At 42.5% G+C, this 11980-nt stretch carries 10 protein-coding genes; 4 read left to right on the top strand and 6 right to left on the bottom strand.

The genetic code is table 11. From position 1 onward, the window contains the following. Positions 1 to 121: 121 nt before the first annotated feature. The gene (locus AC2CZC_RS12835; RefSeq protein ID WP_484582056.1) at positions 122 to 358 is read right to left on the bottom strand and encodes an HP1242/YdcH family protein; all 237 of its coding nucleotides are present in this window, start codon (positions 356 to 358) and stop codon (positions 122 to 124) included. 353 nt (positions 359 to 711) lie between these two features. Between AC2CZC_RS12835 and purM the strand changes: the two genes are divergently transcribed. Genes purM through AC2CZC_RS12820 form a run of 3 tightly spaced genes read left to right on the top strand, consistent with a single transcriptional unit; the run spans position 712 to position 3117 of the window. Beyond that, a complete protein-coding gene (gene purM / locus AC2CZC_RS12830) occupies positions 712 to 1764 on the top strand; it encodes a phosphoribosylformylglycinamidine cyclo-ligase (protein ID WP_063362209.1) in 1053 nt (350 codons plus the stop codon). Further along, a complete protein-coding gene (purN, locus tag AC2CZC_RS12825; RefSeq protein WP_237139239.1) occupies positions 1764 to 2408 on the top strand; it encodes a phosphoribosylglycinamide formyltransferase in 645 nt (214 codons plus the stop codon). The genes purM and purN overlap by 1 nt, the downstream gene beginning before the upstream one ends. After that, positions 2356 to 3117, top strand: coding sequence for a DUF3108 domain-containing protein (locus AC2CZC_RS12820; RefSeq protein WP_484582055.1), 762 nt, complete (start codon positions 2356 to 2358; stop codon positions 3115 to 3117). Before purN ends, AC2CZC_RS12820 begins: the two co-directional genes overlap by 53 nt. 26 nt (positions 3118 to 3143) lie before the next feature. On the opposite strand, the gene AC2CZC_RS12815 is transcribed toward AC2CZC_RS12820, so the two are convergent. The 3 genes from AC2CZC_RS12815 to AC2CZC_RS12805 form a co-directional block, all read right to left on the bottom strand. Next, on the bottom strand, positions 3144 to 3908 hold the full coding sequence (locus tag AC2CZC_RS12815; RefSeq protein ID WP_063367726.1) for a class II glutamine amidotransferase: 765 nt from the start codon (positions 3906 to 3908) through the stop codon (positions 3144 to 3146). Positions 3909 to 4251: 343 nt separating this feature from the next. Next, positions 4252 to 4611 (bottom strand): hypothetical protein, encoded by a 360-nt coding sequence (locus AC2CZC_RS12810; protein WP_484582054.1) that lies wholly within the window; start codon positions 4609 to 4611, stop codon positions 4252 to 4254. A gap of 9 nt (positions 4612 to 4620) precedes the next feature. Further along, the gene (locus tag AC2CZC_RS12805) at positions 4621 to 6624 is read right to left on the bottom strand and encodes a methyl-accepting chemotaxis protein (RefSeq protein WP_484582053.1); all 2004 of its coding nucleotides are present in this window, start codon (positions 6622 to 6624) and stop codon (positions 4621 to 4623) included. 214 nt (positions 6625 to 6838) lie between these two features. Between AC2CZC_RS12805 and AC2CZC_RS12800 the strand changes: the two genes are divergently transcribed. Then, a complete protein-coding gene (locus tag AC2CZC_RS12800; protein ID WP_484582052.1) occupies positions 6839 to 8431 on the top strand; it encodes an ABC-F family ATPase in 1593 nt (530 codons plus the stop codon). A gap of 37 nt (positions 8432 to 8468) precedes the next feature. Here the strand turns inward: AC2CZC_RS12800 and AC2CZC_RS12795 are convergent, their stop codons facing one another. Next, complete coding sequence (locus AC2CZC_RS12795; protein ID WP_484582051.1) at positions 8469 to 9665, bottom strand: serine hydrolase domain-containing protein; 1197 nt, start codon at positions 9663 to 9665, stop codon at positions 8469 to 8471. Positions 9666 to 9796: 131 nt separating this feature from the next. Continuing rightward, positions 9797 to 11665, bottom strand: a complete 1869-nt coding sequence (locus AC2CZC_RS12790; RefSeq protein ID WP_484582050.1) for a DUF885 domain-containing protein — start codon at positions 11663 to 11665, stop codon at positions 9797 to 9799. Between the last annotated feature and the right edge of the window lie 315 nt (positions 11666 to 11980).

The following is an 11980-nucleotide window of genomic DNA, read 5'->3' as shown; positions in this document are numbered from 1 at the left end:
CCCATCAATATTAAGCAAAGACTCAAGGTTTCCAAAAAAGTAGCCTATCAACAAAACCTGTCGTTATTATAGTTCAATATTCATACTCTGCGTGGCAAACTGCACTGATTTAACAGAGAATTCACTCACTATGTTTGAGGCGTATATACAGCCTGTCTTTGAGTGTTAAGCATCGAACTCTTAACTCTTTTAATGCTACTTCATCTTGAACTATATGGCTTTTTTCACAGATCTCAATTTGCTGCTCAAGTGCATAATAATCAGCTAAGAGTCTTGCAAACTCAGCATCTGTTACCTTTCGTTCAATAATTTTAGCTTTAAACTCGGGTAACTCTTTTATCAAGCTGCAACTTTTCATACACATGTTTAGCCCCCACTTAGTGCTATCTATCAAAAGACGTATGCTATTCCCTTGACTAACTTGGGCCCCCGCAGCATTTGTTATCCGCTTGCAGGCCAATTCATTTCATATTGCGTCATGCCGTATCTAAAATACTATGCGCATGCATAAATGGGGCTTTGATCTAACGCAACATCGTAACGGCTTAACATATTGAAAATTAAAGTTAACCCATATTTTTTAAGCGACCAAAGATGAGTAATCTCATGACCTTGGTTTTGGCGACTTATTTCAACTAGCCGCTTGCGCGCAATTGTTGTAAAATACGCGCGTTTCTAAGCAAATCTATACTGTTATTTTGAGGAAAACCTGTGAGCGAACAAAAACAGTCTCTGAGCTACAAAGACGCAGGCGTTGATATTGATGCGGGTAACGCATTAGTAGAGCGCATTAAAGGCGTAGTGAAAAAAACACGTCGTCCAGAAGTAATGGGCGGCATCGGTGGTTTTGGTGCACTATGTGAACTTCCAACTGGTTATAAAGAGCCTGTCTTGGTTGCTGGTACTGACGGTGTGGGCACAAAGCTTCGTTTAGCCATTGACCTTAAAAAACACGACACGGTAGGTATCGACCTTGTTGCAATGTGTGTAAACGACTTAATCGTGCAAGGCGCAGAGCCACTTTTCTTCCTAGACTATTACGCAACTGGCAAGCTAGATGTTGATACAGCAGCTGATGTAGTAAGCGGTATTGGTAAAGGTTGTGAGCTGTCTGGCTGTGCCCTAATCGGCGGCGAGACGGCTGAAATGCCAGGCATGTACGAAGGCGATGATTACGACATGGCTGGTTTTTGTACAGGTGTTGTTGAAAAGTCAAAGATTATTGATGGTACCAAAGTAAAAGCAGGCGACCAACTTATCGCTCTTGCTTCAAGCGGACCTCATTCAAACGGCTACTCTTTAATTCGTAAAGTGTTAGAAGTGTCTGGCGCTGATACAAACGAAGAATATGCGGGTAAACCCCTAGGCGAACATTTACTTGAGCCTACTCGCATTTACGTTAAGCCAATTCTTGAATTGCTAAAAGACGTTGACGTGCACGCATTATCACATATTACTGGCGGTGGCTTCTGGGAAAATATCCCTCGCGTACTACCTGAATCTGCAAAAGCGGTTGTAAAAGGTGATAGCTGGGAATGGCCTGCTATTTTCAATTGGCTTCAAGAAAACGGTAACATCAGCACACATGAAATGTACCGCACATTCAACTGTGGTGTAGGCATGATCCTAGTTGTTCCTGCTGATAAGCTAGCACAAAGCTTAGAAATTTTAACGGCTCAAGGCGAAAACGCTTGGCACATTGGTGAAATCCAGGATGCTGTTGAAGGTGAAGAGCAGGTTGAAATCTTAGGCGGTGCCCAGTAATGGCACCCTCTCGGATCGTTGTTTTGATCTCTGGCAGTGGCTCTAATTTACAAGCAATTATTGACCATTGCCAATCTGGTGATATCAATGGCGAAATCGTCAATGTCATCAGCAATAAAGCGGACGCTTTTGGTCTTGTTCGAGCTGAGCAAGCAGGGATCAATACAAATGTTTTAAGTCACAAAGACTTTGATAGTCGAGAGGCTTATGACGAGCAACTAGCAAAATTAATTGACTCTTGTAATCCAGATTTAGTTGTATTGGCTGGATTTATGCGTATTCTAACTCCTGACTTAGTGCAAAAATTTAAAGGGAAAATGTTGAACATTCACCCATCTTTGTTGCCTAAGTATCAAGGGCTGAACACCCACCAAAGAGCAATTGACGCAAATGATGCGTACCATGGCGCTAGTGTTCACTTCGTAACAGAAGAACTAGACGGTGGTCCTGTGATTGTCCAAGCAAAAGTTGCTATTTTGCCAGAGGACACAGCAGAGACACTAGCGAAGCGGGTGCATGAACAAGAACATGTCATTTATCCTTTGGTGGTCAAGTGGTTCAGTGAACACAGACTAACAATGGAAGCAGACTATGCAGTTTTTGATAAACAACCCCTTCCAACGCAAGGCGTCGATTACAGCTAAAATTAAAATCCACAGCGCTTTGCTCTTTGGCTTAAGCGCTGTTTTCTCTTCTTCCCTTCATGCTTCTACGCTCACCGAATACACAGCCGAGTACAATGTACTTAGAAAAGGGAAAATTCATGGCACCGCAACCAGAGAGTTTCTACAAGTTGCAGAGAATACTTACGCACTGAGCTATGAAACTGATGTGAAGTGGATGATCTTCACAGAAAAACGTACTGAACAAAGCCTGTTTAAATTTGAAGATGGGCAAACAAAACCACTGCACTATAGCTTAAGCCGAGAAGGCACAAGACCAGATAAGAGCTTTAAGATTAAGTTCGATAGAGAAAACAAACAGTTATTCTCCAAAGCACAAGAATATCCGTTAAAAGTTGATTGGGATGAATCCCGACAAGATGTACTTTCTTACCAAAACCAACTTCGAAATGAACTCAAGCAGGGAAAAACACAATTTAGTTATCCAATCATCGACAAAAACGGAAATGTACGCATGTACAATTTTAAGGTCGTTGGAGAAGAAACCATCACCTTACCAATTGGTAATGTCAAAACGGTCAAAGTCAAACGCCTATACGATAATAATAAACGCCATGCACTTGCTTGGTTTGCACCAGAATATGATTACATGCTGGTGCAAATGCTTAAAGGAAAAGATGGTGTAGAGCAGTTTCAAATTCAAATGACTGCCCAAACAGTCAAAAAATAAATAAAACAGGTGCATAAGCACCTGTTTTACATCTTTTCTCCGAGCTTGAATAGCACCGATTCACCCGGCTCCATCTTGGTCCATTGCTCATCATTGGTCAATGGACGAGTCGCTATCACAGAAACGATGTCATTAGGTGTCGTTTCTTTTTGAAAGTCCACCACCATATCAGCATCAATCAAGGTCGCTTTGCCAAACGGTGCTCTGCGCGTTATCCAATGCAAATTATTACTGCAATATGCCAGTACAAACACGCCATCAGTCAACAGCATGTTAAATACGCCTTTTTCTCTAAGTTGATCGGCTAATTTCGCCGCATAACGAAATACCGTTGCCATATTGGATGGCTTTTTTGGGTACTTTTCTCGGATCTTATCTAAGATCCAACAAAACGCCAGTTCACTGTCTGTATTGCCTACCGGTTTATAATATTCAGGCTTCAAGTCTTTATAATTCGACAACTGACCATTGTGCGCATAAGAGATCTCTCTGCCCCACAACTCTCGGGTAAAAGGGTGTGTATTTTCCAAGCACGTCCGGCCTCGGTTTCCCTGCCTGATATGACTTATGACCGAGACACTCTTAATCGGATACGCTTTAACGAGCTTGGCAATTTCGGACTGGCAACTCGGCTCAGGATCTTTAAACGTTCTACACCCTTTGCCTTCATAGAAGGTGATCCCCCACCCATCTTTATGAGGGCCTGTATTCCCTCCGCGCTCCAATAGCCCGGAAAAACTAAAACAAATATCTGTCGGCACGTTCGCTGACATGCCTAATAGCTCACACATTTTCTGGCCTTATCTAACACTATTTATGAGCTAACTTCTAACAACATGTTTGGCTGTAACACCTATTCTAGCCGCTAAATCAACTAATTGGTTGCTCTTAAATAAAAAATCAAACTGAGGTGATTATGGCTAATTTTTTACTTTGAGACAATCCGAAGCAACGCTTAATTAGCAATACCTTGGTCAGAGAAGAGCTGACCCCATACGCAGGATTAAAAAGCACGTTAGTGGAGAAATTCCACCAGCTATCAACAGTGAAAACAACACCTATTTCATAAAGAAAAAGTTCAGGCATGTAGCTTAGCTATATGCCTAAAAGAAAAGGTTCAAGCGATAAAGTATATTACCCACCGCACTTGTTGAATTCTTCAGACGCTTTTTCATATACCGTACAAAAGTCTTCACTGCCATTACTCGCTTTAATTTGCTGCCCGTCAAATAATGCGGCTATCACTTTAGACTCAGTAATAGTTAAGCGCTTATTGCGGCACGATTTTAAAGCCATTTCTCCACACTCTGCTGCTGTGGCGGCTTCTTTAAATTTAGAGCAGCGCTGCTTGCCCTTACATTTTTTATAACTGATTTTTTCTTTACCTGGACATGCGGTTCTGAGGTACTTAATTTCACATGTTCCGGCCTTTACCTCTACTGGCATGGCACTTAAAACCAGTGATACCGTCCCAATTGCTAAAAGTAATTTCATTTTCATCTCCTAAGTTTTAAATTGGCTCATCATCAGCCTAAGTGTTTCGGCCATTTCTGCCAGTTGCTGACTTGCCTGTTTGTTTTCTTGTGCGTGATTTGAACTGAGATTGGTGATGTCATGCATATGCTGCACATTTTCAAATTGACTTACCGCAGCTAGACTCTGTTGCTCAGAAGCCGCGGCTATCTGCTGGCTCATATCTTTGATAGTTTCAACACTGGTTACTATCGAACCTAGCGTGCCTTGAACAGCCTCAATACCGCTCACACATGTATGCGTTTCACGCTGTGAGTTAGACATGGTATCCACAGCCCCCTTGGCACCATCTTGCAAACCCGCAATGGCTTTCTCAATTTCTTCGGTAGCATCCTGTGAACGGCTCGCCAGTGTTCTTACTTCATCTGCTACAACAGCAAAACCACGCCCCTGCTCTCCGGCCCTAGCTGCTTCTATGGCCGCATTTAATGCTAATAAGTTAGTTTGCTCTGCAATGCTTCGGATCACTGCAAGGACCGTATTAATATTTTCAAGCTCATTACTGAGTTGATTAATAGCATTAGCTGAAGTCTCAATGGATGACTCTAGCCCTTTAATATTTTGCACATTCGTTACGAGCAGGCTTTCCCCTGATGCTGCCTCAGAGCTCGCTTGCTGCACTTGCTCCAAAGTGCGATGTATGCTGTCGGTAACGGAGCTCACTGTCTCCTTCGTCTCAGAGATAGAGCTGCTCATTGCGCTCATTTGCTCACTCTGTTGCGTTGCACTACTACAACTTTGCTCCGCTATGATGTTGGTCTGCTCGGCAGTCGATGCAAGCAACTGGGTGTTGCTGGTGACATCTCTGAGGGTTGACGCAAGCGTGGTGATCAACTTTTGTATATTTGTAGCAAGTTGGCCAAACTCGTCTTGTTTAAAGCCAGTCAGTTGCACCGTTAAATCGCCTTGTGCAGCTTGGTTAATTGAATCAATAATTGAATGTAAAGGCTTGCGCACACTGTTAATCACAAAATATGCAATCATCACAGACAATACTATCGTGACCACCGTCAGTGCCGTGGTGACTTGTTGGCTTTCTGCAATCGCATCTTCAGCCGCTTGTTGCGCCTCTTCCGTTGACCCAACAATACGCATATTGAGCTCCTTGAGCTGTGTTTGCAGTTTGTTCGCCGTAATAGAGGCTTCTTCGATTAGCGTTTTTAGACGTTTTTTCTCATTTAATGTCTCTATCCTTGATTTGAGCGCGTTATCTGAGCCCACAACCGCTTCTTTAAACTGTGTAAAGTTGCTCTCCATATCAGCCAGCGACTGGCTATTGGCCACATCAGGTGATTGCTTCAATGCTACTAACTGACCTTCCATTTCCGCTATCGACTCTTTGGCGACACTGGTCACATTCATGATTTCAAACGTGATACTCGAGGCCAACCCCGCATTTACTTCATCAACAAGCGACTCAACATTTTCTATAAGCGCATTTACCATATCTGATATGCTTTGGTCATCAGATATACCATCCAGATCGTAAGCTAGGCTAAGTGTTTCATCACCCATATCTGCAAACTCGCTGGCCAATTCTGATGTTTTCTCTTTTAACTTAATTCCACTGATTGCATTACCAAATGCTTGATCTGCCCGTTGAAAAAAGAGTGCGTTTAGCTTTCTTGAATTATCAAATGGTGTGCTTAATGTAAGTTCTGATTTGGTCAGTTCAGATAACTGACTCAGCGCACTTTCATTTATTTTTCTTTGCGTATCATACTCAGTACGAATCGCATTTACTGCACCAAGCGACGTTGCTTGATCGAGTTGTGTAAGAGACAATCTGGATAACAAAACAGACTGCAACATATTATTGCCAGAGATCAGCGTAGGTACGCTTTGTTTGGAAACCTTCTGAACAGATCCACCGATAGTTATGTTCCCTGTCAGCGCTACTATGTAAATAATGCAAGCTAAAACTACAACTGCCGTAAACCCACTCATTACACGAGCCGAAACGGTTAATTGCATATTGTAATGATCATTTTATGTCTACGTAATTAAACTTATAGTCAACAATCTGCATATTGGCGAGTTTGACACTAAAATTGAACGAATCTGAACAATGCCACAGTTTTCACCGCATCGAATTGCCGAAATCACACATTTATATGGTTCAGCACTTGCAGTTGTAGCCTTCAGCGGGTAACGTGGCGCCGATTTAAACTTTTTAAGGTATGAGATTTTGATTTCTACAGCGAATATCACACAACAATTTGGCTCTAAGCCGCTTTTTGAAAATATCTCCGTCAAATTTGGCGAAGGTAATCGCTACGGCCTGATCGGTGCAAATGGCTGTGGTAAATCAACCTTCATGAAAATTCTTAGCGGTGAGTTAGAACCAACTGGCGGTAATGTAAGTTACGATCCACAAGAGCGAGTAGCCAAACTTAATCAGGATCAATTTGCCTATGAAGAATACACAGTGATCGACACTGTTATCATGGGTTATAAAGAGCTTTGGGAAGTAAAAAAAGAGCGCGACAGAATTTACTCTCTCCCTGAAATGAGTGAAGAAGAAGGCATGATTGTAGCCGATCTTGAAGTTAAATTCGCGGAAATGGACGGCTATATGGCAGAGTCTAAAGCCGGCGAACTTCTCCTAGCTGTAGGTATCCCAACTGAACAGCACTTTGGTTTGATGAGCGAAGTCGCCCCTGGTTGGAAGCTTCGTGTGCTACTTGCACAAGTTCTATTTGCTGACCCGCATATTATGTTGCTGGACGAACCAACCAACAACTTGGATATCGACACGATCCGCTGGCTTGAGCATACCTTAAACGAGCGTAACTGCACCATGATCATCATCTCGCACGACAGACACTTCTTAAACAGTGTGTGTACACATATGGCTGATTTAGACTACGGCGAGCTGCGTCTTTACCCTGGCAACTATGACGAGTATATGACTGCGGCCTCGCAAGCAAGAGAGCGTTTACTAGCAGATAACGCAAAGAAGAAAGCACAAATTGCTGAATTACAAACCTTCGTTGCACGATTCTCTGCAAATGCCTCAAAAGCAAAACAAGCAACATCTCGAGCCAAGCAAATTGATAAAATTCAGCTAGAGCAAGTAAAGGCATCGAGCCGTCAAAATCCGTTTATTCGCTTTGAACAATCTAAAGAACTATTTAGAAATGCACTTGAGATTGAAAACTTATCTCAAGGCTTTGAAGATGATTTATTCAGTGGCTTTAGTGGCATTTTTGAAGTGGGTGAAAGAATCGCCATCATTGGTGAAAACGGCGTGGGTAAAACAACTTTGCTAAATACATTGGCAGGTCAATTACAGCCTCGCGATGGAGCATTTAAGTGGTCTGAAAATAGCAATATTGGTTACTACGCCCAAGATCATGCTGAAGATTTTGAAAAAGACATGGATCTGATGGAATGGATGGGCCAATGGCGACAAGAAGGTGATGATGAGCAAGTCTTACGCAGCTTCTTAGGTCGTATGCTGTTCTCTCAAGATAGCATCAAGAAATCGGTTAAAGTCCTGTCAGGTGGTGAGCAAGGCCGAATGCTACTTGGTAAGCTTATGATGCATAAACCAAATATTTTATTAATGGATGAGCCGACTAACCACATGGATATGGAGTCGATTGAATCATTGAATACCGCACTTGAGCAGTACAAAGGTACTTTGTTCTTCGTTTCTCATGACCGTGTATTCGTTGACTCTTTGGCAACACGTATCCTTGAAATCAAAGACAACAAGGTCACAGACTTTAAAGGCACTTATACTGAGTTCTTAAAGTTCAGAGGTATCGAGGATTAACCTCTTTTGCGCGGCGATTTAGCCGCGCATCTACCTGCTAGGACAGGCTAGCTATATTATCCAAAATCACTGCCTCTATGTCATAAAAAGCATCTTGGCATGGCGCACTTAAACCGCAATTTAGAAAATATACAATACTGGTCTTGAGCTCAAGAATATATAAGTTGTTAGAGATATAGCCATGATTTGCGCCACTATGGTGAAACACTGTGTAACCATGTATCTGCTGTTTAAACAAACCTAATGCATACTCCAATTCCTCAGACTCCCTAACCAGACTCCGCTGACCAATCAATTCATCGCGCTCATTTTTTGACAACCACGCATCATCATGGAAAATATGAGTCATTAACTTTGATAAATCAGCCACGGTGGAGGCCACTGGTGTTGATGCTGCGGTTACCTGACGCAGAATAGGCCAAGTATTCACGTGTACACCATCTTGTAGTTCATAGCCTGGCGTTACGCCCGCTAAATCGGGTTCAACCCCCACTGAAAAAGTTTTGGTGAGTCCTAACCTATCGATGATTTTATCGCGCATTGCATATGCGTTCGGTTGTCCCAATACCTTGTCTAAAATCATGCCAGCAAGCACATAGTTACTATTTGAGTATTCAACCCCTTCCCCCGGCTTAAAATAGGCAGGTTTTCCCAGTGCAAACTCAAGTAAATCCTCATTTGAAATGCCATTTTTATAGTTTGACAGCACAAACTCGACATATGCATCCGCACTGTCGCGATCCGAGTAGTTATATATGCCACTACTATGATTCAGTAGCTGCCTTAAAGTAATTTGCTCTGAGAATAAGATCTGTTGGGTGAGCCTCTCTGGCAACCAAGTGTCGATGGTGGCATCTAAATCAAGTAAACCTTGCTGATCTAGCTTAACAGCCAGCAATGCGGTAAATACTTTACCCGTGCTCGCCAAATGGTAAATAGCCCCCCCTTCAAGTGGTGCTTGTGTTGCCAAGTCAGCGATGCCGCTACTACCGGTAAAAACACTCTCTGGAGTTGAGACATGTAAAATAATCCCGTGCACATCATCTGATACCAAGCCGTCTATGAGTGCTTGGTAGTTTATTGTCTTTACGCCAGATATAGCATTTTCTGGCGAGTTTAGTGTGCTTTTTAATTCTGGGAGGTCAGTATTTAAATTGTGGCTGCCCCCACATGCAGTGAGTATGAATGTGGCAATCAAGGCGTAAATATGCGTTGTTATGAGTTTTGTCATCATTTGAGTCTCCATGCTGTTTTCTTTCTTAGTGTATGGATCTCATGACTTTAATTACGTATCACCTCATTTTTAGATGTACCAATATGTACCCACAAAAAAAGGGCCCAAGGCCCTTTTCTCAATAATGCGTTTTACATCGCTTTTCTTTTTTCTACCCACTTGGCGATATCTTGCTCTACCAAGGCCAACGGGCGCGCGCCTTTGAGTAAAATTTCATCGTGAAAAGCAGTCATATCAAATTTACTACCAAGCGCCTGTTGTGCATCTTTTCTCAACGCCTCAAACTTTAACATCCCAAGTTTGTAGCCTAATGCTTGGCCCGGCCATGCAATATAGCGATCGATAGCAGGTACCACATCACTCATTGCGGTTCCTGTTGCCTCTGCAAAGTATTCAATTGCTTGCTGACGTGACCACTTTTTATAATGAAGACCTGTATCGACTACAAGCCTTGCTGCACGGTATGCTTCCGCTTGCAATCTTCCTAAATCACCAAACGGGTCTCCTTCATACATGCCCATTTCATAAGCCAGTAATTCAGAATACAACGCCCATCCTTCAATATAGCCATTAAATGACGCATTTTGTCTCATCAAACCGATGTCTGTTTGCAGCATGTTTAAAGCAATTTGGAAATGATGACCCGGCACTGCCTCATGATATGTTAACGTCTTTAAACCAAAACTAGGTACAGCCTTCATATCTTTAAGGTTAATGGCAAAGACCCCCGGACGACTGCCATCTAACGACGGGCCATAATAATATCCGCCCGGCGCCCCGGCCTCAACTTCAACAGGGATACGCTTTACTTCCACTTTTTGTGGCGGTAGAGTCGAAAAATACTGAGGGGCTTTTTTATTAATGGTCTCAATTTCGCCTTCCAAGAAGTCAAGCAGGGCTTGCCTACCCTCATCACTGTCTTCAAACAAAAATCTAGGCTCTTCATTAAGTTGCTTCATTCGCTCGCTAACAGAACCTTTGGTATAGCCGTTGGCCTTGAGGATCGCGTCCATTCTGTGTGTAATACGATCCACTTCTGCAAGGCCAATATCATGGATCTGCTGAGCAGTCATATCTGAATCGGCCAAATAAGTGATTGCATGCTGATAAAACGCCTCACCATTAGGTTGTGACCAAATACCAACTTGTTCTGGAGCTTGTTTTTCAAGCGATTTCATCGTCGCCGTGACGCGTTCAAAAGCAGGATAAACTCGCTGCTCAAGTACTTGTGTGGCAGATAAAAGCAAGGCTTGCGTTTGCGTATCTGAGACAGTTGGTGCATTGGCAAGTTTTTGGGCAAATGAGGTGACCAATACATGTTCAGCAGCTTTTGGTTGAGTATATTTAGTTAAGTAAGATAGTGTATTTGGAAACAATGGCTTAGGTAGGATCACACCGCGCTTTGCATCGCTCAACACTTTTTCATTGACTTGGTTTACCATAGTAGCAAAGGCAGACAAGCGCGCTACATACGCTTCAGCATCAGATGCATTATTCACTTCATGCTGGTTTTGTAATACGCCTGGTATATCCATCAAAGGACCTGAAATCTGGTTCACAATGTAAGGCAAATGCCCACCCCAAGTGTCAATGTACCCTGCTGCAAAAACACTGTCTCCGGCATAGTAACGGGCTATGACCTCATTAACCTGCACATGTAAGCGATCTTTGTTACTCAGCGATGCTGATTGAAGTTGCTTGAGCTGCTGTGCCGCATGGGTCATGTCAATCTGCATGGCTTGCATGCCTGCTACAGAATAATCCGGGAGTCGATTTTCATACGCACCATACTGGTCACTGTCTAACTTTAAGGAGGTCGCCATCGCTGGCTGATGATTTATAAATGCTTTAGTATATTGATCAACGACTACATCAACACCGGCCCTGCTTACAACTTCTTGGGTGCTCACTGCATTATTGTTTTGATAAGATGTTGTTTCTTTTGCACATCCCGAAATTGCTAAAAGCACACCTGCTGCTAGCATACTGACCTTTCTCATTTTTATTCCCCAAGGTGTGTTGTCATTTTATTTTTAAAATACTCAGCAACGGATCATCACAGTATTTTAAATCCTCATGTAATCTACATAAGTTCAATTTGTATGTCACTTATAGCTGTAATTGTTTCGTCAAAAAAAGCGTGTGTTCTGTAAATAGTAGTACGTTTTCATAGTCAGTCTGTTCACAAATGCACACAGCTAATTTAACCCTAAGCTTACCCTAAACACACCCAAATACAACACTGTGTTCACACCTCATTTTTCAGTACATTTCAGTGCTTTTGAATATTTAAAAATAATGAATAATCACTTTGT

The sequence above is a fragment of the Pseudoalteromonas sp. MMG033 genome (genome assembly GCF_057197785.1).
The sequence above is the reverse complement of the archived record's forward strand: the minus strand, read 5'-3'. Positions and strand labels throughout refer to the sequence as shown.